The sequence below is a fragment of the Malikia spinosa genome, from assembly GCF_002980625.1.
Classification (GTDB): Bacteria; Pseudomonadota; Gammaproteobacteria; order Burkholderiales; family Burkholderiaceae_C; genus Malikia; species Malikia spinosa.
The window spans coordinates 1-25,836 of record NZ_PVLR01000027.1 but is presented as its reverse complement, the minus strand read 5'-3'; the positions used below and the strand labels follow the sequence as shown (position 1 = coordinate 25,836).

Sequence of the window (25,836 nt, the reverse complement as noted above, 5' to 3'; positions counted from 1 at the left end):
TATGACTTCAGCGCCGGGCTGCCTGCCGCCAGGCTCCGGATGGACTGGCCGGCTCAGGTGGCTGACCGTCGCGAGCCTGCTGGCGGGCCTGACGGCTTGCGGTGGCGGCGGTCGTTCGGAGCTGGAGGCAGTACCCCAGGCGGCCGACCGCTGGAGCTGGGTGCTGCCGAGCGGATTTTCCATCCCCAAGGAGCCCGAAACCAACCCGATGAGCGCGGCCAAGGTGGAGCTGGGGCGCCATCTGTTCTACGACCGGCGCCTGTCGGGCAACGGCAGCCAGTCCTGCGCGAGCTGCCATTTGCAGCACAAGGCCTTCACCGACGGGCTGGCGCTGGCCCAGGGGTCCACCGGCCAGTTCCATCGCCGTGGCGCGCAGCCGCTGGCGAACGTGGCCTACAACGCCACGCTGACCTGGGCCAATCCCTCGCTGGTGACGCTGGAAAAACAGATGGAGGTGCCGCTGTTTGGTGACGATCCGGTCGAGATGGGGGTCAATGACTCGAACCAGGCCCAGGTCCTGGCCAGGATCGCGGGCGATCCCGCCTATCCGGACAGGTTTGCGCTGGCTTTCCCAGGTCAGTCCGATTCCGTCAGCTGGGCCCATGTCATCCAGTCGATTGCCGCCTTCCAGCGTTCGCTGATCTCGGGCAACAGCCGCTACGACCAGTACACGCGGGGCCAGGCGCAGCTGTCAGCTTCCGAGGAGCGCGGCTTGCGGCTGTTCTTCGGCAACAAGGCCGAGTGCTTCCATTGCCATGGCAGCTTCAACTTCAACGACCAGGTCGTGCATGCATCGAGCCGCTTCGTCGAGACGCCGTTCCACAACACCGGGCTCTACAACCTCGGCGACCGGGGCGATTTTCCGGCGCTGAACCAGGGGCTGTTCGAGTTCACGGCCCAGGCGACCGACCGGGGCCTGTTCCGCGCCCAGACCTTGCGCAATATCGAGGTCACCGCGCCCTACATGCACGACGGCAGCCTGGCTACGCTGGAGGAGGTGGTCGACTTCTACGCCGCCGGCGGACGCCAGATCAGCAGCGGGCCGCTGGCCGGGGACGGGCGCAAGCATCCGAACAAGAGTGACCAGATCGCGCCGATCGACCTCGATGCCCAGGAAAAAGCTGACCTGGTCGCCTTCCTCAAGACCCTGACCGATCACGAGTTCCTGGCCAACCCGAAGTTCGCCGATCCGTTCAGCCCGCCTTGAGTGCCAGCGCGGCGAGCAGTTTCTGGTGGATGCCGCCGAAGCCGCCGTTGCTCATGCACAGCAGCTGGTCGCCGGGTTGCACGGCGGCCAGCACCTGCTCGATCAGGCAGTCGATGTCGCCCGCCACCTGCGCGCGCTCGCCCATCGGTGCCAGCGCGGCCTCGGCGTCCCAGCCCAGGCCGCCCGAGTGGCAGAAGGCCAGGTCGGCCTGCTCCAGGCTCCAGGGCAGCTGGGCCTTCATGGTGCCGAGCTTCATGGTGTTGCTGCGCGGCTCGAACAGCGCCAGGATGCGCTGGTTTTTCTTGCCGGCCTTGTCGAGCTGGCGCCGCAAGCCGTCGACCGTGGTCCGGATGGCGGTCGGGTGGTGCGCGAAGTCGTCGTAGACCGTGACCTCGCCCTGGTCCTGACCTAGCAGCGCGACCTTGCCGCGTACTTCCATGCGGCGCTTGACGTTCTGGAACTCGCCCAAGGCGGCAGCGGCCTGGGCCGGCGCCACGCCCAGGTGCTCGGCGGCGGCGATCGCGGCCAGCGCGTTGAGCTGGTTGTGCTGGCCGCTCAAGCTCCATTGCACGCGGCCGACCACGCGGCCCTGCTGCAGCACGGCGAAGTCGCTGGCATCGCCTTCGGCGCTGAAGTCGCTGACCAGCGCGCCGAAGCTGCGCTGTTCGCTCCAGCAACCCTGATTCAGCACGCGCGCCAGGCTTTCCTCCAGCCCGTTGACCACCACCCGGCCGGTTGACGGCACGGTGCGCAGCAGATGGTGGAACTGGCGCTCGATCGCGGCCAGGTCGTCGAAGATGTCGGCGTGGTCGAATTCGAGATTGTTCAGCACCGCGGTGCGCGGGCGGTAATGGACGAACTTGCTGCGCTTGTCGAAGAAGGCGGTGTCGTACTCGTCGGCCTCGATCACGAACGGGGCCCCCACGCCGAGCCGCGCCGAGACACCGAAGTTCAGCGGCACGCCGCCAACCAGGAAGCCCGGCTGCAGTCCGGCTGCCTCGAGAATCCAGGCCAGCATCGAGGTGGTGGTGGTCTTGCCATGGGTGCCGGCGACCGCCAGCACATGGCGGCCCTGCAGGATATGTTCGGCCAGCCATTGCGGGCCGCTGGTGTAGCGTGCGCCGCTGTCGAGGATGGCCTCCATCAGCGGGAACTTCGGCGATCCGTCGCCCAGTCGTGCGCGCGAGACCACGTTGCCGACCACGAAGACATCGGGCTTGAGCGCCATCTGGTCGGCACCAAAGCCTTCGATCAGCTCGATGCCGAGCGCGCGCAGCTGGTCGCTCATCGGCGGATAGACGCCGGCGTCGCAGCCGGTGACCTGGTGGCCCGCTTCACGCGCCAGTGCGGCGAGTCCGCCCATGAAGGTGCCGCAGATTCCGAGGATATGTATGTGCATGGCGTGATTATCGTGGGCGCACTGGCTGATTGGGCAAGGGGGGACAGGGGATGGCTGCCGCCCTCATCCGTCCGCTGCGCGTCCGGCAAATCGGGCCGCAGCCATCCCCTGTCCCCCCTCTCTGCTGCCAAACCTATGGCTAATGAGAGGCCGGCAAATCGGGAGCCGGGCACACCCCGCTCCCCGCTATATCGCACCAGTAGAAAAGCGAGTTAGGGCGGCACGCTTGCCTTGTTTCCTTTCTTGAGCTGCCAGCCAATGTGTCGGAGGTGGGCGGGGTGACTTCGCCCCCCGATTTGCCGGCCGCGCAGCGGACGGATGAGGGGGGAGGAGTTACCCCGACCACCTCCAGCACCAAACTGGAAGGAATCAGGCGTGCGATGCCTCGGGCAAGGGTGAGCAGGGGGAGCCTGCGGCCCGATTTGCCGGCCGCGCAGCGGACGGATGAGGGCGGCAGGCTCCCCCTGTTCACCCCCTTCAACCAGCTGACCGCTCAGGCGTGGCTGGCCTCTGGCGTGGTGTCCGGGCCGCTGCCGCTGAAGCGGTCCAGCGCCAGGTAGATCACCGGCGTGATGTAGAGCGTGACCGCCTGCGAGAAGATCAGTCCGCCGACCACCGCCAGGCCCAGCGGCTGGCGCAGCTCGGCACCGGCGCCCAGTCCGAGCGCCAGCGGCAGCGCGCCCATCAGCGCGGCCAGTGTCGTCATCATGATCGGCCGAAAACGCAGCACGCAGGCCTCGCGGATCGCCTGCGCCGGCGTCATGCCATGGTGGCGCTGCGCGTCGAGCGCGAAGTCGATCATCATGATCGCGTTCTTCTTGACGATGCCGATCAGCAGCAGGATGCCGATGGTCGCGATCAGCGTCAGGTCCTGCTTGAACAGCATCAGCGTCGCGAGCGCGCCGACCGCGGCCGAGGGCAGGCCGGCCAGGATCGTGATCGGGTGGATATAGCTCTCGTAGAGCACGCCGAGCAGCACGTAGATCACCAGCAGGGCGGCGGCGATCAGCACCGCCTGGCTGCCTTGCGAGCTCTGGAACACCGCCGCGTCGCCGCCGTAGCGCGTGATGATCGAGCTCGGCATGCCGATCTCCTCGCGCAGCGCCTCCAGCCTTGCGGTCGCGTCGCCCAGCGCCACGCCGGGCGCCAGGTTGAACGAGACCGTGATTGCCTGCAGCTGGCCGACATGGTTGATCGCGGTCGGGCCGACGCCGCGCTCGACGGTCGCGAACGCCGACAGCGGCACCAGGGTCCCGGTGCTGGCGCGCACATAGATGGCGCTGAAGGCGCTTTCGTCGCGCTTGGCCTCGGGCTCGACCTCCATGATGACCTGGTAGCTGTCGCTCGGCAGGTAGAGGGTCGAGACCTGGCGCTCGCCGAAGGCGCTGTAGAGCGCGTTACGGATCGCGTCGACCGAGACCCCGAGCGTATTGGCGCGCTCGCGGTCGATCTTGAGCTGGGCCTGCAGGCCGCGCAGCTGCGAGTCGCTGGTCACGTCGCGAAACAGCGGGTCGGGCCGCAGCTTCTGCTGCAGCTGCTGCGCCCAGCGGTTGAGCTCGTCGGCCTTGAGGCTTTGCAGGATGTACTGGTACTGCGCCTTGCTGGAGCGTCCGCCGAGCTGCAGGTTCTGCACCGGACGCATGAAGACGCGCAGGCCCGGCACCGCGCGCAGCTGCTTGCGCAGGCCCTCGATCACCTGTTTGGCCGGCAGCCGCTCGCCGCGGTCCTTGAGCGTGATGAACATGCGCCCGCTGTTCTGCGAGCCGCTGCCGCCGTTGAACGAGCTGACGCGCAGGATGTTGGGGTCGGCCCGGATGATCGCCGCCGCGCTGTCCTGCAGCTTCATCATCTCGGGGAAGGACACGTCCTCGGCCGCCTCGGTGCTGACGCTGATCTGGCCGATGTCTTCTTCGGGGAAGAAGCCCTTGGGGATCACGACGAACAGCCAGGCCGTCAGCGCGAAGGTGAGCAGCGTCAGCCCCAGCATGCTCTTGCGCCAGCGCAGCGCCAGATCGAGCGTGCGGGTGTAGCCGCGCAACGTGGCCTCGAAGCCGCGCTCGAAGGCGCGCACCACCAGGCCGGGACGGCGCTGGTAATGGCTCTCGCCATGCAGGAAACGGCTGGCCAGCATCGGCACCAGCGTCAGCGAGACGAAGGCCGAGACCAGGATCGCCAGTCCGACCACCACCGCGAACTCGTGGAACAGCAGGCCGATCACGCCCGGCATGAAGAAGATCGGGATGAAGACCGCGATCAGCGAGGTCGAGATCGAGATGATCGTGAAGCCGACCTCGCGCGAGCCGCGCAGCGCGGCCTGGAACGGACGCTCGCCGGCCTCGACATGGCGCATGATGTTCTCGAGCATCACGATCGCGTCGTCGACCACCAGACCGACCGCCAGCGTCAGTCCCAGCAGCGAGATATTGTCCAGGCTGTAGTTCAGGCCCCAGAGCAGGGCGACCGCGCCGACCAGCGACACCGGCAGCGACAGGGTCGGGATCAGCGTCGCGACCGCGTGGCGCAGGAACAGGAAGATCACCAGCACCACCAGCGCGATGGTGCCGATCAACGTCAGCGAGACATCGTGCAGCGCCTCGCGCACCGAGACCGAGCGATCGTTGACCTGGGTGATCTGGACCGAGTCGGGCAGTTGCGCACGCAGCTGGGCCAGCGCGGCCTTGACCGAATCGACCACGCGCACCGTGTTGGCGCCCGGCTGGCGCTGGATCGCGAGCGTGATCGAGGGCTCGCCGTCGAGGTTGCCGTAGGACTTCAGCGTCTCGACGCTGTCCTCGACCGTGGCGACATCGCGCAGCCGCACCGGACCGGCCGGACGGTTCAGCACGATCAGGTCGGCGAATTCGGCCGCATTGCTGAGCTGCCGGTTGGCCTGCAGCGTCAGGGTCTGGCGCGGGCCTTCGAGCGTGCCGACTGGGGTGTTGACGTTGGCGGCGCGCAGCGCCGACGCCAGCTCGTCGATGCCGATGTTGCGCGCAGCCAGCGCCTCCGGGCGCACCCGCACGCGCACCGCATAGCGCTTGGCGCCGTAGATGTTGACCTGGGCCACGCCGTCCAGGGTCGACAGCGTGGGCGAGATCAGGTGCTCGGCGTAGTCGTGCAGTTCGGCCGGCGCCAGCGAGGGCGAGGTCAGCGCGACCAGCAGCACCGGCGCATCGGCCGGGTTGACCTTGCGGTAGGACGGCGGGCTGGTCATGTCTTGCGGCAGCGAGCGCTGCGCGCGCAGCAGCGCGGCCTGCACGTCGAGCGCGGCGCCGTCAAGCGCGCGGCCCTCGACGAACTCAAGCGTCAGCGAGGTATTGCCCAGCGTGCTGGTCGAGCTGATCTGGGCCAGGCCCGGGATGGTCTGGAACTGCTTTTCCAGCGGCAGCGCGACCGAGGACGCCATGGTCTCGGGGCTGGCGCCCGGCAGCGAGGCCGAGACGTTGATCACCGGCGTGTCGTAGCTCGGCAGCGCGGCGACCGGGATCGAGCGATAGCCGATGACACCGGCCAGCACGATGGCCAGGTTCAGCAGCACCGTCATGACGGGCCGGCGGATGAAGAGTTCGGACAGGTTCATGGCGCGGCCTTTTCGCCTTGGACCGCTTGGCCGCCCTGGGCGCCTGCAGCCGGCTGGCCTTCGGGCTTGCCGTTCTTGCCGCCAGCCTTGTCGCCGGCCGGCTTGCGCTCGGCGATTGGCACATCCGGGCGCAGGTTCTGCCGTCCGTCGACGACGACCCGGTCGCCCTCGCTGAGGCCCGACACGGCGGCGTCATCGCCCTGTGCCGCCAGCAGCTGGATCGGCTTTTGCACCGCCTTGCCGTCCTGCGCGACATAGACGACGGGGCCGCGCGCGCTCTGGATCACGGCCGGCAGCGGTATCACGATCGCGTCCTTGAGCTCGCGCGTCTGCAGCGCGACCTTGACGAAGGCGCCGGGCCAGAGCCGGGATTCGCGGTTCTCGAAGCGCGCCTTGACCTTGACCGTGCCGGAGGCGGCATCGACCACACTGTCGACGAACTGCAGCTGGCCCGTGAGCGCCTGCGTCTGCTCGGGCAGGCGGGCCTCGACCTGGGCCTTGCCGCCCTGGAGCAGGGCCAGCAGGTCGGGCAGCGCCGACTGCGGCAGGCTGAAGGCGACATCGATCGGGTCGAGCCGGGTGATGGTGGCCAGGGGCGTGACATTGGCCTGCACCGCGCTGCCGGCAAACACCGGCACCAGTCCGATGCGCCCGGCGCTGGCGGCGCGGATCTGGCCGTAGGACAGCGGCACCTGCGCCGCGGCCAGGCTGGCCTGGTCGGCTTGCAGGTTGGCCAGCTGGGAATCGACCGCGGCCTGGCTGCTGTCGACCGCGCCTTGCGAGATGAAGTTCTGTGCCAGCAGCTCGCGCGATCGGGCCAGCTGGCGCTGGGCGTCGGCCAGCAGCACCTGGTCCTTGGCGATCTGCGCGCGCAGCTTGGCGACGTTGGCCTCGTCGCTGCGGGTGTCGAGCGTGAACAGCAGTTCACCCGCGCGCACGGTCTGGCCCTCGCGCACATGGACCCGGCTGATCACGCCGCTGAGCTGGGGCCTGACCTCGACCGCCGACACCGGCACCACACTGCCGGTGGCGAACAGCGAAAGCGTCAGCGGGCGCTTGACCGCCGCCACCGTGCTGACCGGTACCGCCGGCGTCGCCGCAGCGGGTTTGGCGCCTGAGCCGGCTGCGCCGCCTGGCTGGGCGGTCGGGCTTTTGTCGCCGCAGGCGTTGAGTGCCAGCGCGCCAGCGAGGGCCAAGGTGGCGGTGGCAAACGATGTCGATAGCTTTTTCATTATTTGGGTGCAGGCGTGGCAAATTCGATAAGCCCTTGCATCATATGGCGCAATTGCTGTGCCTATATGTCGTATGGCTTGACAGTGCAAGGACCAGTGCGCAGGCTGGCCCACCGAGCCTGCTGCGCGGGCCTTATGTGCTTGTCTGGCGGCAAGCGACCCCGTGGCTGATAACTTTCTGTATACTATAATTAAAATGATATAAATCAATATTGATGTCGCGCGCCAGCCCATGAAAAATGAGTGATGCCAGTCTTTCCTACCCGAGTGACCGAGCCCGCTGGACCGGGCTGGTCCTGCTGCTGCTCGGGCTGGCTGGTGCCCTGGGTTTCGATCTCTATTCTGATTATCGGAGCGCCCACGCCTCTGAGCGCGAGCATGTTGACAAGGCAGCCAGGACGGTCGAGCTCAACCTGAGCCGCAGCTTGCAGACCACCAGCGATGCCCTGGATTCGATTCGCGACGAATTGCCCTGGTTGCTGTCGCAGCAGATCGAGCATCAGAACCCCCAGCTGCTGAATCGTCGCCTGCAAGCCATGGCCGTGGCCCAGACCGGGGTGCGCAGCCTGCTGGTCGTCAATGCCGCCGGCCGCTTGATCGCCAGCAGTCGTCCCGAGCTGGTGGGACAGGATGTGAGCCAGGGCGAGCGCTACCAGATCATCAGCCGGGGACTGGACCCCGCGCTGCTGTATGTCACGGCACCCGCCCTATCCCCGCTCAAGACCTATGTCATGAGCGTGGGCCGGGTGCTGCTCGACCGTCACGGCAAGTTCGACGGCTATGTGCTGGCCGTCCTCGATCCGGACTATTTCTCGGTGCTGCTCGACTCGGTGCGCTACGCGCCGGACATGCGCCTGGCGTTGATTCACCAGGACGGCAAGGTCGTGTTTCGGCTGCCGGATCTGGAGGGGGTGACCGGGCTCGATCTGCGCACCAAGCCCGATGCCCTGTATTGGCAGCATGTCCGCAGCGGGCAGGACCGTAGTCTGATCGAGGGCCACACGCCGACCACGGACCGTGAGCTGCTGGTCGCCTTCCGCTCGATCCGCCCCACCTCGAGTCCGGCGGACAAGTCGCTGGTGGTTTCGGTCAGCCGCGAGCAGGCGGCCATTCTGGCGCCCTGGCGCAAGGCGCTGCTGGTCAGGTCGACGCTGTTCGGTCTCGTTACCTGCGTGGCCGCGACCGGCCTGCTGATCTGCCAGCGCCGCCGCGCCGCCTATGCCCGGCTGCAGGCGATCCGGCAGGCCGATCAGGAGCAGGCCGAGGCCCAGCTGCGCGACAGCGAGCAGCGCTTTCGTGACCTGTTCGTGCATTTGCCGGTAGCCTATCAGTCGCTCGATGTCGCGGGCTGCTGGCTCGATGCCAACCAGAGGATGGCCGATCTGCTGGGTTTCGACTCGCCGCAACAGCTGCTCGGACTGGACTTCATCGATTTCTGGAGCGACCAGTGCCGCAGCCAGTTCGATAGCGCCTACGACCAGTTCAAGGCCAATCACAACGTCGATGGCGAAATCACGCTGCGGCGCCGGGACGGCCGGCCGGTCGATGTGCTGTTCACCGGGCGGATCCAGCGCGATGCACAGGGTCGCTTCCTGCGCACCCACTGCGTGCTGCTCGACATCAGCGAGCGGCGCGCCATGGAGCAGCATGTGCTGCAGCTCAATGCCGAGCTGGAGTCGAAGGTCGAGGCGCGCACGGCGGCACTCGCCCAGGCCAACGAGGAACTGCATCACCAGACGCGTCACGATGCGCTGACCGGCCTGGCCAACCGGATGGCGGCCAATGAGCGGCTGCGCAGCGAGTTCCTGCTGATGAAGCGCTCACTCCACCCCTATGCGGTGCTGCTGCTCGACATCGACCATTTCAAGCGCGTCAACGACAGCCTGGGTCACGACGCTGGCGACAAGGTGTTGCAGGGCGTGGCGCATCTGTTGCGCGTGTCCTTGCGCGAAAGCGATTTGCTCGCCCGTTGGGGTGGCGAGGAATTCCTGGTGCTGCTGCCCGCCACCGACATGACCGAGGCCTGCCTGGTGGCCGAGAAGCTGCGCCAGGCGGTCGAGCAGGCGCCAGACCTCGGGGCGGGCGGCATCACGCTGAGCATCGGTGTGGCCACGGCTGGCCCCGACCAGCTCAGCGAGGATGATGCCGTCCGCCTGGCCGACCTGCGGCTTTACGGCGCCAAGAAGGCGGGCAGGAATCGGGTGCAGGCCGGGGCAGCAGCTTAGCCTGTCCCCCTGGCGCGGCCGAGCTCAGCCGGCCGCACAGCGGACGATCAGGCCGCGCCAGCGCTCAGAAGCGCAGGCGCATGCCGGCCGAATAGCTGTGGCCGCTGGGCTGGCCGTCGAGTTCGTCCTTCATGGCCGTCGCGTAGAGCTCGGTCCGCTTGGACAGCGGGTAGAGGTAGCCGACCGAGTAGGTGTTGCGCTCGGCGCCGCTGTCGGGCGAGTTCTGGCCCCACTGGGCGATCAGCGCTCCCGGTCCGGCCGGCACGCGCACGCCCAGACCGCTCAGGTCGCTGTCGATACCGGTGCTGCGGTTCTCGACCGTGGCGTACTGGGCGAACAGCTTGGCGACACCGAAGTCGTAGGAGGCGTTGAGCTGGGTGGTGTGGGTATCGGCCACGGTGGCGGCGCCATCCTTTTCCACGTCCTGCACCACCAATGCTGCGGCCAGCGGTCCGCTGGCATAAGCCAGGTTGACGCTCCAGTTGCCGCCGTTGCTGGCGGTGCTGGCATTGGCTTCCTTGGCGGCGCTGGCGGCACCGAAGCGCCAGCCGTTCCAGCTCGGGCTGGCGTAGGCGATCGAGTCGCTCCAGCCGGTATCGCCCGTCACGGCGTTCTGACCCGAGCCGAAGTAGTGGCGGATGCTGGGCGAATAGCCGAACGAGTCACCGAAGGCGTTGAACGACAGCGTCGAGAGGAACAGCGCCGTCGTGTTGCGGCCCAGCGTCAGCTGGCCGTAGTCCTTGTGCGACAGGCCGACCGAGGCGGTGCGCGAGAACTGTGGGTCATTGGTGAAGCGACCCTGTTCGCCGTTGTCGGCGCGCAGGAAGCTTTCGAGCTTGAACAGCCCCGACAGGCCGCCGCCGAGGTCCTCGCTGCCGCTCAGGCCGTAGTAGCTGGTGGTCATCTTGCCGCTGTCGAGCGTGCTCTTGACCGGCTTGCCGACGCCGACCTCCTGGGAGGAGCCGATGCTCAGGTCGACCAGGCCGTAGACCTTGACCTGGCTTTGGGCCTGGGCGCCGAAGGCGGCCAGGGCCAGGGCAGCGGCGAGTGCCAGCGGGGCGGGTTTTGCAAAATGCATGGTGCAGACTCCTGTGGAATCAAGCCGGGGAAATCCGGCCTGTCTCAGTCTGTTTGCAAGCAATGTGCCAGTTTTTTCAGGTCATCCTGGGGGGGGATTCCGGCCATGACAGGGCATGGCGGGAGGCCGAACCCGCCGCAGGCACCAGGGTGGACGGGTCAGTCATTATTGCGCACCAAAAACTGTCATCTTGTATGCAATGTTGGCGCTTCAGCCCGTCAGCCCGTCAGCCCGTCAGCAGATCCGCCAGCGTGCGCGCCACGACCTGGGTGGCGCGCCGCAGGTCTTCCAGCACCAGGTGCTCGTCGGCGCGCTTGGCGTGGCTTTCGAACACGGTGCGCGGGCCGGCGCCGTAGATCGCGGCCGGTATGCCGGCGGCGCCGAACAGGCGCACATCGGTGTAAAGCGGCGTGCCCGAAGTCGGGATCGGTTCGCCGAACACGGCTTCGCCATGGCGCTGCAGCGCCGCGACCAGTGCCGCGCTGCCTTCTTGCTGGCGCCAGGACTCGGCCAGCAGCAGGCGCTTGATCTCGACCGTGATGCCGGGCTGGCGCGCCGCTGCCTCGGCGATCACGCGCCGGATTTCCGCCTCGACCTCGACCGGGTTTTCCTCCGGGATCATGCGTCGGTCGAGCTTGAGCACCACCTTGCCCGGCACCACGTTGGTGTTGGTGCCGCCCTCGATCCGGCCGACGTTGAGGTAGGGATGCTTGATCCCTTCCACCCCTGACGTGATGCCCTGGTAATGCTGGTTCTGCGCGTAGAGTGCATTGAGGATCTGGACCGCGCCTTGCAGCGCGTCGATGCCGGTGTCGGGAATCGCGGCATGCGCCATTTGCCCATGCACCGTGACTTCGAGCTGCAGGCAACCGTTGTGCGCGGTCACGACCTGGTAGCTGAAGCCGGCCGCCAGCAGCAGGTCGGGCTGGGTCAGCTGCTGGCGCAGCAGCCAGCCGGGGCCGAGTTCGCCGCCGAATTCCTCGTCGTAGGTGAACAGCAGCTCGACCCCGCCCTTGAGCGCGACGCCCTGGGCCTGTGCCACGGCCTCGAGCGCGCGCAGCGCGAAGGTGTAGCTCGCGAAGTCGCTCTTGCTGACCGCGGCCGCGCGGCCGTAGAGCTTGCCGTCGACCACCTCGCCGCCATAGGGGTCATGGCTCCAGCCTTCGCCGGGTGGCACCACGTCGCCGTGGGCGTTGAGCGCAATGACTGGGCCGCCCGCGCCGTAGCGGCGGCGCACGATCAGGTTGGTCAGCGACTCCAGCCCGTAGTCATGCACCTGCTGCGCCGGCACCGGATGCTTCTCGGCGTCGAGGCCGAAGCCGGCCAGCAGCTCGGCGGTGCGCTCGGCATGTGGCGCGTTGTTGCCCGGCGGCGTGTCGGTCGGCACGCGCACCAGTTGCTGCAGGAAGCTGACTTCCTGCTCGAAATGCTGGTCGATCCAGCCGTCCAGCGCGGCGTACAGGGCAGGGTGGATGGCAGTGGAGGTGGCAGTGGAGGGGGCAGTGGAGGGGGCGGTCGGGGTCATGCGGTGTCCTTGGCGGTGAGTTCGAGCAGTTGCTGGAAGGCGAGCACGGCCAGTTCGGCGTCGTCGCAGCTGGTGGATTCGAGCGGGTTGTGGCTGATGCCGGCGTTGAGTCCGCGCACGAACAGCATCGCTTGCGGCAGGATGTCGTGCAGCTTCATAGCGTCATGGCCGGCGCCGCTGGGCAGGCGCAGCAGCGGCAGGCCCAGCGCGGCCACCGCCTGCTCCCAGCGCGCCTGCCAGGCGGGCGCCGACGGGGCGGCAGCGGCGCACAGGGTTTCCCGGAGGCTGTAGCTCACGCCGCGGCGCTCGCAGATGCGCTGCAGCTCGGCCAGCGTGTCGGCGGCGCAGGCGTCGCGCACCGCGTCGGTGGTGGCACGGATGTCGAGGCTGAAGCAGCAGCAGCCCGGCACCACGTTGACCGACCCGTTCGGCACCTCGAGCAGGCCGATGGTGCCGACCAGATCGGGCACCTGCGCCGCGCGCTGTTCCAGGAACAGCAGCAGCTCGGCGGCGGCGCTGGCGGCGTCGCGGCGCAGCGCCATCGGCGTGGTGCCGGCATGGCTGGCCTGGCCGCTGATCTGGCCCAGGTAGCGCCGGCTGCCGTTGATCGAGCTCACAATGCCCAGCGGCAGGTCCAGGCCGTTGAGCACCGGTCCCTGCTCGATATGGACTTCGACGAAGCCCAGGTACTGCGCCGGATCGCGCGCCAGCGCCGCGATCGCCTCCAGGGTCGCGGGCAGGCCGGCTTGCACCATCGCATCGCGCATGGTGATGCCGGCGCCATCGGCCTGATCCAGCCAGGCCGGATCGAACTGGCCGACCAGCGCGCCCGAGCCCAGGAAGGTGGCCGGGTAGCGCTGGCCTTCCTCCTCGGCGAAGGCCACCACCTCGATGCCGAACGGCAGCCGCCGGCCTTGGGCGTTCAGCTCGCGCACACAGGCCATCGGCACGAAGATGCCCAGGCGGCCGTCATACTTGCCGCCATTGCGCACCGTGTCGTAGTGGCTGCCGGTCAGCAGGCGCGGCGCGGCGCTGTCGCTGCCGTGATAGAGCCCGACCACGTTGCCGACCGCATCGATCTCGACCTGGTCGAAGCCGCATTCGGTCTCCATCCAGTGCGCGATCTGCGCCGCGCAGGCGCGATGCGCCGGGCTCAGGTAGGTCACGGTCAGGGCGTCGTCCTGCTCGCTGTGCCGCGCCAGCTGTTCGCACCAGTCCCAGACCTGCTGGCCGAGCAAGGGCTCGAAGCCGAACTTCTCGTTCAGGCGGATCTCGGCGATGCGGTGGATGTTGCGCAGCGCTTCGGCCTGCTCGAACTCCGGGTGATTGAGCAGCCGGCGCGCGAAGGTCGCGATGATCTCCGCCTTGCCCAGTCCCTGGCCGCGCGGTCCGCGCACCGCCAGGATGAAGGGAAAGCCGAACTTGGCGTTGTAGTCGGCGTTGAGCTGCTGCAGGGTGGCGAACTCCTCGGGCGTGCAGTCGGTCAGGCCGGCCTTGCCCTGCTCATGGCTCGATTCGGCGGTCAGCTTGCGGGCGATCATTGCCTTGCCGGCCAGCTCGGGGTGGGCGCGGATCAGTCCGAGCTGGGCTTCCAGGCCCGATTCGCGCACCACCTCGACCAGCGCGCGCTTGAGCGCGGCCAGGCTCACGAACGGGCGGCGGGCGGCGGCGCGCTCGGCGATCCAGGGCGAATGCTCGTAGGTGCCGTCGAGCCAGGTGGTGAACTCGGCAACCGTGGCGGCGTTGAGCTGTTCCAGGCTCAGGAGGGAGGGATCGGTCATGCTGTCATTCCCAGACGAAGGCGGTTGCGGGATCGAACGGATGGGTCGCCTTCCAATGGCGCGCGATGTCGATGCGCCGCGTCACCCAGACCCGGTCGTGCTGCTCGACATAGTCGAGGAAGCGCTGCAGCGCGCGCATTCGGCCCGGACGGCCCAGCAGTCGGCAGTGCATGCCGATGCTCATCATGGCTGGGCGCTCGTCACCCTCGGCGTAATGGACGTCGAAGGCATCTTTCAGGTACTGGAAGAAGGGGTCGCCGTGGCTGTAGCCCTGCGGCAGCGCAAATCGCATGTCGTTGCAGTCCAGCGTGTAGGGCAGCACCAGATGCGGCGCCAGTGCGCCATCTGTCTTCCTGACCTGCAGCCAGAACGGCAGGTCGTCGCCGTAGTAGTCGCTGTCGTATTCGATGCCGCCATGGTCGGCGACCAGGCGGCGCGTGTGCGGGCTGTCGCGCCCGGTGTACCAGCCGGCGCCATGCACGGTGCCGGGCTGGCCCAGGCGCTGGCCGGTCAGGCGCTCGATGCTGGTCAGCCCGCGTTGCAGGTGCTCGCGCTCGGTCGCCTCGTCGACGTTCTGGTAGTGAATCCAGCGCCAGCCGTGGCAGGCGATCTCGTGGCCGAGCTCGACGAAGGCGGCGGTCACCTCGGGGCAGCGCTCGAGCGCCATGCCGACGCCGAACACGGTCAGCGGCAGGCCGCGCCGTTCGAATTCCCGCAGCAGGCGCCAGACCCCGACGCGCGAGCCGTACTCGTAGATGCCCTCCATGCTCAGGTGGCGTGCCGGGTAGGCGGCCGGGTTGAACAGCTCGGACAGGAACTGCTCGCTGCCGGCGTCGCCGTGCAGCACCGAGTTCTCGCCGCCTTCCTCGTAGTTCAGCACGAACTGGAGCGCGACGCGCGCGCGCCCGGGCCAGTCGGCGGCGGGAGGATTGCGGCCATAGCCGCGCAGGTCGCGCGGGTAGGGGGTCGAGTGGGGCAGGGAGTTGGCCATGGGGGTCGATCTAGGCGGGCGGTCTAGTGGGTGGTCTGGGGGGAAATCAGTTCAGCGGCCGCAGCACGTCGGCCAGGTCAGGGCTCTTGGGATCGAGCCGCAGGTTGCGCTCCACGCTGGCGATATGCTGCTCCATCAGTCGCACGGCGGCGCGGGCGTCGCGCTTTTCCAGCGCATCGACCAGGCGCACATGGTCGTCCTGCGAATGCTGGGCCGAGTGCGAGGACTGGTACATCAGCGAGATCAGCGAGGAGCGACTCAGCAAGTCGGCCAGCAGGTCGGCCAGCACCTCGTTGCCCAGCATGCGCGCCAGCACCATGTGGAAGTCGGCCAGCAGTCTGGTGCGGCCCGGCACGTCGACCCGCGCCACCGCCTCGCGTTCCTGCTGCAGGTGGGCCCGCAGGCTGGCGATCTGTGGCTCGGTGATGCAGGCGCAGAGCTGGCGCAGCATCGCGCTTTCGAGCATCAGCCGGACCTGGAACACCTGGCGCGCCTCCTCGATGCTGGGCGTGGCGACGAAGGCGCCGCGCGCCGGCTCCAGCGTCACCAGGTGGTCGCGCGAGAGCTGGTTCAGCGCCTGCCGCACCAGGGTGCGCGAAACCTGGAAGATGTCGGCAATCTTCTGCTCGGCCAGCTTGGTGCCCGGCATCAGGCGCCGTTCGACGATCGCGGTCGTGATGGCCTCGACGATCCTTTGCGTGGCGCCTGGCATGGCCTCGCCGGCATTGGTTGCCGCGCCCGGCCGGGGCTCGCGCAGGGAGTCGGTGGACGGCAGCGGCTGGATTTTCTGTCTCTTCTGGGGCATGGTTATTGCTTGATCGGTTGCTACAAATGTGCACCAGACTGTATACAGTCATTTCACAAACATGCAAGAACCGGACCCGGCCGGTCGTACCCCGAAGAAAGGAAATCCGATGGGACATCTCAGCACCCACGTGCTCGACACGATGAATGGCTGCCCCGCAGCAGGCATGCAGGTGACGCTGCAGCGGCAGCAGGCCGACGGCTACGCCACGCTGCAGACCTTGGCGCTCAATGCCGACGGTCGCCCGCCGCAGGGACCCTTGCTCGACAGCGCCACGCTGGCCGTCGGGCGCTACCGCCTGCTGTTCGAGGTCGGCGCCTATTTCCGCGCCCGCGGCGTCGCGCTGCCCGAGCCGGCCTTCCTCGACTGCGTGCCGGTCGAGTTCGGTATTGCCGATGCGGCGGCCCACTACCATGTGCCGCTGCTGGTCAGCCCCTGGTCCTATTCCACCTACCGTGGTTCCTGAAGCGAGGTCCTGATGGATTCCTACCTGTTCGACTGGGTCAACCTGCTGCTGCGCTGGGCCCATGTCATCACCGCGGTGGCCTGGATCGGCGCCTCCTTCTATTTCGTCATGCTCGACAACAGCCTGTCGCCACCCCAGCACGCCGACCTGAAAGCCAAGGGCGTCGACGGCGAGCTGTGGGCGGTGCACGGCGGCGGTTTCTACCATTCCAACAAGTACATGCTGGCGCCCAACTGGCTGCCACTGCCGCAGAACCTGCACTGGTCCTACTGGGAAAGCTATTCGACCTGGCTGACCGGCTTTGGCCTGTTCACCTCGCTCTATCTGCTCAATGCCGGCAGCTTCCTGATCGACAAGAGCGTCCACGACTGGCCGCCTGCGCTGGCGATCATGGCCGCGCTCGGTTTCCTGGCGGCGTTCTGGCTGCTCTATGACATCATCTGCCGCCGCCTGGGGCGCGGCAGGCGCGGCGACCTGATCGTCGGTGCTGGCGTGCTGGGCCTGGTGACCTTTGCCGCCTGGCTGGCCTGCCAGCTGTTCGCGGGCCGGGCCGCCTTCCTGCTGGTCGGTGCCATGCTGGCGACCGCGATGAGCGCCAACGTCTTCTTCCTGATCATTCCGGGCCAGCGCCAGGTGGTGGCGGCCCTGCGCGCCGGCCTGGCGCCCGATCCGGTCCACGGCCAGCGCGGCAAGCAGCGCAGCGTGCACAACACCTATTTCACGTTGCCGGTGCTGATCGCGATGCTGTCCAACCACTACGGCTGGCTCTACCAGGCCAGGCACAACTGGCTGGTGCTGGTGCTGCTGATGCTGGCTGGCGCGCTGATCCGGCACAGCTTCGTGGCGCGGCACCGGGCCCATGTGCAGGGGCGCCGCACGCCCTGGGAAGTGGCTGGCGCCGGCCTGCTGGTGCTGGCGGGCCTGATCTTCTGGCTGGCGCCGGCACCTGCTGCGCCAGCCCTGGAGGCCGAAGCTGCCGCGGCCCGGCCGGCCAGCCTGGCCGAGCTGAAAGTCGTGATCGACCAGCGTTGCGTGCTTTGCCATAACGCCGAGGTGCAGAACAAGGGAGTGGCCCTGCACACCGATGCGCTGATCGCCCAGCACGGCCTGGCCATCTACCAGCAGGCGGTGCTGCTGCGCCAGATGCCGCTCAACAACGCGACCGGCATCACCGAAGCCGAGCGCCTCGTGATCCGGCGCTGGTTCGACGCCGGCATGCCCCGGCACTGAGCCCTGGCCCCCGATCTGGTGCGCCGCCTGGCCCGAAGCGGTGCATCATTTCGTTTGAAACTGTATACAAATTTGTATCCAGACCCTGCCGGGGCCTGGCACCGATCTTGCGACTGAGGCTGCATGCCGCCCCGAGCGGTTTCCAGACCATTCCCTTGGAGTCCTCATGCACAAGCGCCAATTCCTGCAAGTCACCGCTGCCCTGGCCGTTGCCACCCTCGGCCAGGCCCATGCGCAGACCCCGCTCAAATTCCAGCTCGACTGGCGCTTCGAGGGTCCTTCGGCCCTGTTCGTCCAGCCGGCGGCCAAGGGCTATTTCAAGCAGGCCGGGCTCGATGTGACGATCGATGCCGGCAACGGCTCCAGCGGCACCGTGACCCGCGTCGCTTCGGGCAGCTACGACATTGGCCTGGCCGATGTCGCCGCGCTGATGGAGTTCCACGCCAACAACCCCGAGGCCCCGAACAAGCCGGTCGCGGTCATGATGGTCTACAACAACACGCCGGCGGCGGTGCTGGCGCTCAAGAAGTCGGGCATCCAGTCACCGGCCGATCTCAAGGGCAAGAAGCTCGGTGCCCCGGTGTTCGATGCCGGCCGCAAGGCCTTCCCGATCCTGGACAAGGCCAACAAGATCGGTGCCGTCAGCTGGACCGCGATGGAGCCCTCGCTGCGCGAGACCATGCTGGTGCGCGGCGATGTCGACGCGATCACCGGCTTTTCCTTCACCTCGCTGCTCAACCTCGAGGCGCGCGGCGTCAAGGCCGACCAGGTCGTAGTGCTGCCCTACGCCGACCATGGCGTCAAGCTCTACGGCAACGCCATCATCGCCTCGCCCAAGCTGATCAAGGAAAACCCGGCCGCGCTCAAGGCCTTCCTGAGCGCCTTCGCCAAGGGCGCCAAGGAGGTCATGGCCAACCCGCCGGCCGCGATGGAGGCGGTCAAGGCGCGCGACGGCATCATCAACCTGCCGATGGAGACGCGCCGACTGCAGCTCGCGATCGATTCGGTCGTCGCCAGCCCCGATGCGCGCCGCGAGGGCTTCGGCCGCGTCGATGCGGGCCGCCTGAGCCTGATGGCGAGCCAGGTCTCGGACGCCTACGCCACCAAGACCCGGGTCGATGCCGGCGCGATCTGGAACGGCAGCTTCCTGCCGCCGGCGGCCGAGCTCGACATCCTGCCCAAGGCCAAGAAATAAGAGGCGACCCGATGGACAGCGCCACCGAAACCCCCTTCGTCGATTTCCAGAACGTCTGGCTGGCCTACAACGAGGAACTCTGGGCCGAAGGCAAGTTCGCGGTCGAGGACATCAACCTGCAGGTCAAGCGCGGCGAGTTCATTGCCATCGTCGGGCCCTCGGGCTGCGGCAAGTCGACCTTCATGAAGCTGACCACCGGCCTGAAGGCGCCGAGCCGCGGCAGCATCAAGGTCGATGGCCAGCCGGTCACCGGCCCGCTCAAGATCTCGGGCATGGCTTTCCAGTCATCCTCGCTGCTGCCCTGGCGCAGCACGCTCGACAACGTGCTGCTGCCGCTCGAGATCGTCGAGCCCTACCGCGCGACCTTCAAGCAAAAGCGCGCCGAATATGTCGAGCGCGCGCGCCAGCTGCTCGCGACCGTCGGCCTGTCCGGCTACGAGGACAAGTACCCGTGGGAACTCTCGGGCGGCATGCAGCAGCGCGCCAGCATCTGCCGCGCGCTGATCCACCAGCCCAAGATGCTGCTGCTCGACGAGCCCTTCGGCGCGCTTGACGCCTTCACGCGCGAGGAGCTCTGGTGCACGCTGCGCGACCTGCACGCGGCGCAGGGCTTCAACGTGATCCTGGTCACGCATGACCTGCGCGAAAGCGTGTTCCTGGCCGATACCGTCTACGTGATGAGCAAGAGCCCGGGCCGCTTCGTCGTCAAGCGCGACATCGAGCTGCCGCGCCCGCGTGACCTCGAGCTGACCTACACCCCGGCCTTCACCGACATCGTGCACGAACTGCGCGGCCATATCGGCGCCATGCGCAAGGCCGGCGCCGTCATCAACCAATGAACCGGAAATCCGCCATGAAAAGCAAGAACATCGAGCGCTGGTCGCCCTGGCTGCTGCTGCTGCTGATCATCGTGCTGTGGCAGACGCTGACCAGCGCCTTCCAGGTCTCGGAATTCATCTTCCCGAGCCCGGCCCGCATCCTCGACCAGGCGATCGAATACCACGCCGTGATCGCGGGCCACGCCTGGCGCACCTTCTGGGTCACGATGGTCGGCTTCGGCCTGGCTATTCTGGTCGGCGTGCTGCTGGGCTTTTTGATCGGCAGCTCGCGCGTCGCCTACGCGGCGGTCTACCCGCTGATGACGGCCTTCAACGCGCTGCCCAAGGCCGCCTTCGTGCCGATCCTGGTGGTCTGGTTCGGCATCGGCGTCGGCCCGGCGATCCTGACCGCCTTCCTGATCAGCTTCTTCCCGATCACGGTCAACATCGCGACCGGTCTGGCCACGCTCGAGCCCGAGCTCGAAGACGTGTTGCGCGTGCTCGGCGCCCGGCGCTGGGACGTGCTGATGAAGGTCGGCCTGCCCAGGTCGCTGCCGTATTTCTTCGGTTCGCTCAAGGTCGCGATCACGCTGGCCTTCGTCGGCACCACGGTGTCCGAGATGACCGCCGCCAACGAGGGCATCGGCTACCTGCTGATCTCGGCCGGCTCGGCGATGCAGATGGGCCTGGCCTTCGCCGGCCTGCTGACCGTCGGCGTGATGGCGATGCTGATGTACGAACTGTTCAGCCTGATCGAGAAGCACACCACGGGCTGGGCGCACCGCGGTTCGCAGGGCCATTGATCCACCCCAGGGGCCGGCGCCACGCCGTCCCGCACCGCCCCGCTGCCTGCCTCAGGCGGCGCGGGCGGTGTAGTGCTTGAACCACTGCTCGAACTGCCCCGCCGGCAGCGGCTTCGAATACCAGAAGCCCTGCACCTTGTCGCAGCCCATCGCCCGCAGCTGCTCGACCACCAGCGGGTCCTCGATGCCCTCGGCAATGGTCTTGATGCCCATGCTCTGAGCGATCTGGATGATCGCGCGCACGATGGTCCGGTCCTGCTCATCCTCGCGCAGATTGGCAATGAAGGAGCGGTCGATCTTGAGCTTGTCGACATTGAGCCGCTTCAGGTAGGACAGGCTCGAATAGCCGGTGCCGAAATCGTCGATCGACAGCTCGATGCCCTTGGCCTGCCACTGCGCCACGGTCGCCAGGATCGCGCTGTCGCTGTGCAGCAGGGTCGACTCGGTCAGTTCCAGTTCCAGCCGTTTCGGATTGAATCCGCTCTCGGCCAGCGTCTCCAACAATTCCGGCCCGAGCTGGCCGTGGCGAAACTGCACCGCCGACAGGTTGACCGCCATGCGCAGCTGGCTCCAGCCGGCCCGATGCCAGGCGGCGCCCTGGCGGCAGGCCTCCTGCAGCACCCAGCGCCCGATCGGCGCGATCAGCCCGCTTTCCTCGGCCACGCCGATGAAGGTGCCCGGTTGCAGCAAGCCCCTTTGCGGGTGGTTCCAGCGCAGCAGCGCCTCGACGCCGATCACCTCGCTGTTGTGCAGCGACACCTGGGGCTGGTAATGCAGCTCCAACTCCTCGCGTTCGAGCGCCAGCCGCAAGTCGTCGCAGGTCTGCAGGTAATGCCGCAGGCTCTCGTTCATCTGCGGCTTGAAGATGCGGGAAGTGCCGCGTCCGGCCTTCTTGGCCTCGTACAGCGCGAGGTCGGCATGGCGCATCAGGCTGCCGATGTCGCGTCCGTGCTGGGGATAGATGGCACCCCCGATCGAGAACGACAGCAGCGGCTTGATACCCTCGACCTCGAGCGGCTCCGCGATCCGGGCCAGGATGCGCTGGCAGACCAGCTGCAACTGCTCGATGGCATCCAGATCCAGCAGCACCACCATGAATTCATCGCCCGACAGGCGGCACAGCGTGTCCTCCGCGCGCAGGCTGCTGGCCACCCTGGCGGCCACGCTCTTGAGCAGCCGGTCGCCCATGGCATGGCCATAGACATCGTTGAAATGCTTGAAGTTGTCGAGGTCCAGGTAGAGCACGCCCAGGCTGCTGCCGTCGCGCTCGGCAACGCCCAGCGCCTGCTGCAGACGATCCTGGCCCAGGGTCCGGTTCGGCAGACCGGTCAGGGGGTCGTGGTAAGCCAGGAACTCGATCTGTTCGAGCGCCCGCTTTTGCTCGGTGGTGTCGGTGATGATCGAATGCAGCAAATCCTGCTCGCCCATGCGGATGCCCGTGGTCAGGACCCGGGTCGGAAAGGATTCGCCGTCGGAGCGGCAATGCAGCCATTCGGTCTCGAAGCTGCCGTGCTTGATCACGGCATCCTGCAATTCGGCCAGCTTGTCACTGGTCTTGCGCCCGTCGGCCTGCCAGATCGGCGACAGCTCGGTCGGTTTGCGACCCCGGATCTCCTCGATGCTGTCGAAGCGGAACATCGCCAGACAGGCCTGGTTGGCCGCGACACAGCGCGAGTCGCTGTCGTACAGCACGATCGGCTGGTGCGTATCCTCGAACAGCTTGCGAAAACGCTCCTGGCTCTCGCGCTGCACTTCCTCGCTGCGCTTGATCCGCGTGATGTCCTGCACGCTGCCAGACAGGGTCTGCAGCTTGCCCTGCGAGTCGAACGCGAACTCGGTGATGCTGCGCAGCCATTTCACCTCCGCGCCGACCAGAATCCGGTAGCTCACTTCATAGCTGCTGTCGCCGCGTGCTGCCGCCACCCAGCCGGCATCGATCAGGTTCCTGTCGTCGGGATGGACCTTGGCCATGAAGTCGGGGTAGCTGACCGAGGTACCGACGGCAATCCCGAAGATGCGGTAATACTCGTCCGACCAGCGGGCCTGGCCGCTGCCGACCTCCATCGTCCAACTGCCGACATGGGCCAGCGACTGGGCCCGCTCCAGTTCGGCTTGCGATTCGCCGAGTCGGCGCATCTGGCGCCGGACGGTCTTGGCTGTCGTGCGCCCGATCAGGCCGGCGACCAGCGCCGCCAGGATCAGCAGGCCGGCGACCACCTGTGGCGGTGCGTTGCTGCCGAATTCTTGGCCTTGCTGATGCAGCCCATAGACCGACAGCACCGCGGCGACCGTCGCCAGCATCAGTGCCAGCGTCATGCGCCGACCGAGCATGCAGCCGCCGACCATGGTGGCGATCGGCAGCGCGATCCATGAAATGTTGTAGAGGCCGGTCCCCATCAGGGCCCCGCTCCAGCCGATCAGCAGCAGACCCCAGCACATCAGATGCACGGCCCACGAGATCCGACCGATGCGAGCCCAGTAGAGCATCAGCAGGCCGATCACGGTCAGACCGGGCCCGCCTGGCCGGAGCTCGGACTCCCACAGCAGATTGGCAATGAAGATGATCAGTCCCGCGCCCAGCAGCAACAGGCCCAGCCTGCGCATCAGTCTCTCACCGCCGGCTTTGCCAGGCCCCTGGGCTCCCTCGTTTTCGTACGCAGCCAGCATCGACGGCTTCCCTGACATGTCAAGCTTCTATGTCATCGATTTTCATACAGAAAACGTTTATGTTTTCATGGCGAGGCTTTTTCTTAACCGGGGCAGCAGGGGGCAGGGCAGTCCGCTGCCCGTTCGGGGTCGCGGCCATGCTGGCCGGCGTTGACCTGCTGGCCGTTGGCGTGAAAGATTACTTTCGCAATCCTTACCAAGAACTGTGGAGCACCTGACGATCCTGGGAGATCGTGGGTGCCCTCGATCACGGCCAGTGTGCTGGGGTCGGCTAGGGGCTGACTCTCACGGCGCCTGCTGAGTGACCTGTTTAGGCTGGGAGCGGCCCTTTGCGGCAAGTCTGGCGACTGGCAGCAGCCGATCCATAGTTATCCTAGGCTCTCGTGAAAAGCAGACGTTCAACGTGAAGGTCCCCGGGGTTGCGCGGCTTTATCGCGCAGCCTTCGGTAGACCTCAAGGTTAGGCTTCGCGGTGGTTAAGATGAATACGCGCTCATTCAGGAGCTTCGCTAGGTTTCCACCCCATAACTTAACGCCTCTTATCAACCTTGTTTAGATAGACGCCAAATGCTTCACAGGCTTGTTTCGAGAAATTTATAAAATCAGCGTCCGAGCGTGTTGTGAAAAGATTCGAAAATCTCATCTCTGACATGAGATTCAGATAGTCGGCGGTGACGCGGTGGACGGAGTTATTTTCACTAAACGTCCTGTCAAAGTGGCGTCGAAGAGAAGTGGATGTATCCCCGCTTTGGCGGAAAGTGTTGATCGCATTCGAATAAGCAACCATTTGTTCGCAAGAGGATTTTTCCACGTGACTGACTTGTGAGTTTGGCGCTAACGCGGCCTCTGTAAATCGTTGGCAAAATTCATCGGTTGCCGCTTGAAAATTGGATGCTGGCAACGTATTTACTGTGTATGCTACTCCAGAAAAAAGCTTAATAAATGCGAAATCAATTTGCTTTGATTTGAGCTCCATCCCACGTAGCATCTGAAACTCGTTAACCGTCGCCTTGTTGCTGTAAATGGTTGAAGCTAAATTTGATAGAGCGACACACTTCTCGTCCTTGGCGAAGGACGGCAGTGTCGTGGCACAAAGGCTCGAGAACAACAAAGAGGTAATCAAATTTTTCATATAGCGTGGCTGTTATTGGCGCAACGGATCGTTCGACTCAAGGTGTGCCGAAGGCGTCCCTCCCTGAACGAGTTGTTAGGCTTTTAATAGATCACTGACAAGCCTAATAGCTTGCAGAGTTTCAGAAGAGAAGTGGCTGTTGTCTCTCAAGCGTGAGTACATTTCTTGTAGCTTCTGCTCAAATGCAGGAATGAATTCTGGATCGATCTCGCCCCAGGCTTGAGCGAGGCATGTGGTTAGCACAGCAATAGTTTGTATTGCCTGATCTGGCTGTGGGGATGGCATCCGAAGCTCCTTCTAAAAGTCTAACTTGGAGGTAGTCGGCCTGCGCGGCTTTTTCGCAGGTCCGGTGGAATGATGGGTTGGGCCGCGCACTATGACAACCCCCAGTGCTTTTCCAATCGAGAGACCTCATCAAGCAGCATTTGTTTTCGCACATCGTCGCCTCTGCCACCACCAACATACATAGTGCGAGCTGCTTCGAATTTTTCAATCATTGCCGTCGTCATGTGCGACCGTAGGCTTGAATATTCAGGAGAGCTTCCAAAGCTGCTTCGGCTTTCGGGTGAATGGAATTCTGCGGCGGCCAGTTTTGCTTTCCAAGTGGCAATCAATTTCATTCGGTAGTCATGCCTCTTTTGCCGCTTTTCGATTTCCCATTTGATCCAGGGCACAAGAAGCCCGGAGATGAAGCCTACTAAGGCAGATATAAGGCCAATAATGGTTTCTTTCATGTTTTAGGTCCAAGCATCCTAAAATGAGCGTCCTTTTAGAAGCGTTTTTTATCGTGTTGCACCCTCATTTCTTACTTCTGTGAATGCTAATCTGTGGGCCAAGGTAGGCCATGACAGAACGAGCATCGTAGGCATTTTCTACGTCAGCCGGCTTATTGCCCTTGAAAGATTTGATAACGAGCGAAAAGTTTGGAAACACCATTGGTATTGCCGCACCCGGGGTATAGGTAGTTCTCGTGGTTGCAGTTAAACCAAATGAATTTATGGTGGTGTGAGCTGTGTTAGGCATGTTCATAGTTATGCCTTTCGGTTTTTTGAATTGCTGACAATGACGAAGTAGTCAAGGCTATTTTCAACTGTCAACTCGGCTGCGCGATACATGGCGTGCATTGAGATGGTTTGTTGGTTTGTAAAACCGTTTGTGTCCACGCTTATCGAAAAATTGTTCTCATCAATACGGGAGTCTGTGCAGCCTCATGTAATGCCATATTTGCCGTATGGGGTAGCACAGGAAGAAAGCATGAGGATGGTGCAAATGGTCGCAATTTTCTTCATGCTGTAAGCGCATCTTCGGTAAACGCTAACGTATAGTGGACGTCAATTTTGCAGGGTTTCTCGGACTCGTGAAGGGTAACTTATCAGCCTTCATTGATACGGTTCTTTGGTTTTAGTTGGTTTTTCGGATGCTGTCATTTTGCATCTAGCACTAAATGCGCGATCAAACCCTGCAAGCACTCAAACGTGCCAATAGAATTGCACGGCTGCTTTGTGGCAACTTGACCAATGGGCGCTCCTGGCCGGTACCGGTCAGCCAACGAAGCTGAGCCGACGACCGCACCCGCTACAAACCAGCCGCCCAATCCAACCGCGCCGAGGCCCGCATTAACAGCCGCTAACACAAGTCTTCGACGAAGCGCGAGCAGATGATGGCGGCAGCCAAGGTCAGCAGCGCCAGGTGTGTCTCCAGGC

General features: G+C 65.5%; 18 protein-coding genes and 1 pseudogene. 7 read left to right on the top strand and 12 right to left on the bottom strand.

Features of this window, described 5'->3' with window-relative positions:
* The first annotated feature begins 1 nt into the window (after nucleotide 1).
* Nucleotides 2–1,207: a methanobactin export MATE transporter MbnM gene (locus C6P61_RS10490; RefSeq protein WP_105729886.1), complete on the top strand. Its 1,206-nt coding sequence runs from the start codon at nucleotides 2–4 to the stop codon at nucleotides 1,205–1,207.
* Here the strand turns inward: C6P61_RS10490 and mpl are convergent.
* The 3 genes from mpl to C6P61_RS10475 form a co-directional block, all read right to left on the bottom strand.
* Nucleotides 1,194–2,606: a UDP-N-acetylmuramate:L-alanyl-gamma-D-glutamyl-meso-diaminopimelate ligase gene (mpl, locus tag C6P61_RS10485; RefSeq protein WP_105729885.1), complete on the bottom strand. Its 1,413-nt coding sequence runs from the start codon at nucleotides 2,604–2,606 to the stop codon at nucleotides 1,194–1,196. The two genes, C6P61_RS10490 and mpl, sit on opposite strands and share 14 nt — an antisense overlap.
* Nucleotides 2,607–3,099: 493 nt before the next feature.
* Nucleotides 3,100–6,186 carry an efflux RND transporter permease subunit gene (locus C6P61_RS10480; protein ID WP_105729884.1) on the bottom strand — a complete coding sequence of 1,029 codons (3,087 nt, stop codon included), beginning with the start codon at nucleotides 6,184–6,186 and terminating at the stop codon, nucleotides 3,100–3,102.
* The gene (locus C6P61_RS10475) at nucleotides 6,183–7,418 is read right to left on the bottom strand and encodes an efflux RND transporter periplasmic adaptor subunit (RefSeq protein ID WP_170067372.1); all 1,236 of its coding nucleotides are present in this window, start codon (nucleotides 7,416–7,418) and stop codon (nucleotides 6,183–6,185) included. The genes C6P61_RS10480 and C6P61_RS10475 overlap by 4 nt, the downstream gene beginning before the upstream one ends.
* Before the next feature lie 239 nt (nucleotides 7,419–7,657).
* On the opposite strand from C6P61_RS10475, the gene C6P61_RS10470 reads away from it, so the two are divergent.
* Nucleotides 7,658–9,643 carry a sensor domain-containing diguanylate cyclase gene (locus C6P61_RS10470; protein ID WP_105729882.1) on the top strand — a complete coding sequence of 662 codons (1,986 nt, stop codon included), beginning with the start codon at nucleotides 7,658–7,660 and terminating at the stop codon, nucleotides 9,641–9,643.
* Between the two features lie 64 nt (nucleotides 9,644–9,707).
* Here C6P61_RS10470 and C6P61_RS10465 read toward each other — a convergent pair whose 3' ends face one another.
* The 5 genes from C6P61_RS10465 to C6P61_RS10445 form a co-directional block, all read right to left on the bottom strand.
* Complete coding sequence (locus tag C6P61_RS10465; protein WP_105729881.1) at nucleotides 9,708–10,721, bottom strand: porin; 1,014 nt, start codon at nucleotides 10,719–10,721, stop codon at nucleotides 9,708–9,710.
* A 226-nt stretch (nucleotides 10,722–10,947) separates the two neighbouring features.
* Entirely contained in the window at nucleotides 10,948–12,246 is a 1,299-nt protein-coding gene (locus C6P61_RS10460; RefSeq protein ID WP_105729880.1) for a M20 family metallopeptidase, read from the bottom strand.
* Nucleotides 12,243–14,027: a 2-oxo-4-hydroxy-4-carboxy-5-ureidoimidazoline decarboxylase gene (gene uraD, locus C6P61_RS10455; protein ID WP_105729879.1), complete on the bottom strand. Its 1,785-nt coding sequence runs from the start codon at nucleotides 14,025–14,027 to the stop codon at nucleotides 12,243–12,245. Before uraD ends, C6P61_RS10460 begins: the two co-directional genes overlap by 4 nt.
* 4 nt (nucleotides 14,028–14,031) lie before the next feature.
* Nucleotides 14,032–15,018 carry an allantoinase PuuE gene (gene puuE / locus C6P61_RS10450; protein WP_105729878.1) on the bottom strand — a complete coding sequence of 329 codons (987 nt, stop codon included), beginning with the start codon at nucleotides 15,016–15,018 and terminating at the stop codon, nucleotides 14,032–14,034.
* A gap of 46 nt (nucleotides 15,019–15,064) precedes the next feature.
* Nucleotides 15,065–15,823: a GntR family transcriptional regulator gene (locus tag C6P61_RS10445; RefSeq protein WP_371417004.1), complete on the bottom strand. Its 759-nt coding sequence runs from the start codon at nucleotides 15,821–15,823 to the stop codon at nucleotides 15,065–15,067.
* A 109-nt stretch (nucleotides 15,824–15,932) separates the two neighbouring features.
* Here C6P61_RS10445 and uraH point away from each other — a divergent pair, with 109 nt between their 5' ends.
* The 5 genes from uraH to C6P61_RS10420 all read left to right on the top strand — a co-directional run bounded on the left by uraH (nucleotide 15,933) and on the right by C6P61_RS10420 (nucleotide 20,335).
* The gene (uraH, locus tag C6P61_RS10440; protein ID WP_105729877.1) at nucleotides 15,933–16,289 is read left to right on the top strand and encodes a hydroxyisourate hydrolase; all 357 of its coding nucleotides are present in this window, start codon (nucleotides 15,933–15,935) and stop codon (nucleotides 16,287–16,289) included.
* A gap of 12 nt (nucleotides 16,290–16,301) precedes the next feature.
* Nucleotides 16,302–17,519 carry a urate hydroxylase PuuD gene (locus tag C6P61_RS10435; RefSeq protein WP_105729876.1) on the top strand — a complete coding sequence of 406 codons (1,218 nt, stop codon included), beginning with the start codon at nucleotides 16,302–16,304 and terminating at the stop codon, nucleotides 17,517–17,519.
* A gap of 166 nt (nucleotides 17,520–17,685) precedes the next feature.
* Entirely contained in the window at nucleotides 17,686–18,714 is a 1,029-nt protein-coding gene (locus C6P61_RS10430) for an ABC transporter substrate-binding protein (RefSeq protein ID WP_105729875.1), read from the top strand.
* A gap of 11 nt (nucleotides 18,715–18,725) precedes the next feature.
* Complete coding sequence (locus C6P61_RS10425) at nucleotides 18,726–19,553, top strand: ABC transporter ATP-binding protein (protein ID WP_105729874.1); 828 nt, start codon at nucleotides 18,726–18,728, stop codon at nucleotides 19,551–19,553.
* Between the two features lie 14 nt (nucleotides 19,554–19,567).
* Entirely contained in the window at nucleotides 19,568–20,335 is a 768-nt protein-coding gene (locus tag C6P61_RS10420) for an ABC transporter permease (protein ID WP_105729873.1), read from the top strand.
* Between the two features lie 51 nt (nucleotides 20,336–20,386).
* On the opposite strand, the gene C6P61_RS10415 is transcribed toward C6P61_RS10420, so the two are convergent.
* The 4 genes and pseudogenes from C6P61_RS10415 to C6P61_RS18365 all read right to left on the bottom strand — a co-directional run.
* Nucleotides 20,387–22,939, bottom strand: coding sequence for a putative bifunctional diguanylate cyclase/phosphodiesterase (locus tag C6P61_RS10415; protein WP_170067371.1), 2,553 nt, complete (start codon nucleotides 22,937–22,939; stop codon nucleotides 20,387–20,389).
* Nucleotides 22,940–23,530: 591 nt separating this feature from the next.
* Nucleotides 23,531–24,133, bottom strand: a complete 603-nt coding sequence (locus tag C6P61_RS17705; RefSeq protein WP_146115030.1) for a hypothetical protein — start codon at nucleotides 24,131–24,133, stop codon at nucleotides 23,531–23,533.
* A 374-nt stretch (nucleotides 24,134–24,507) separates the two neighbouring features.
* A complete protein-coding gene (locus C6P61_RS17700) occupies nucleotides 24,508–24,867 on the bottom strand; it encodes a hypothetical protein (protein WP_146115029.1) in 360 nt (119 codons plus the stop codon).
* Nucleotides 24,868–25,164: 297 nt separating this feature from the next.
* Nucleotides 25,165–25,329 (bottom strand): annotated as a pseudogene (locus tag C6P61_RS18365) (CC0125/CC1285 family lipoprotein); the annotation flags it as partial.
* Between the last annotated feature and the right edge of the window lie 507 nt (nucleotides 25,330–25,836).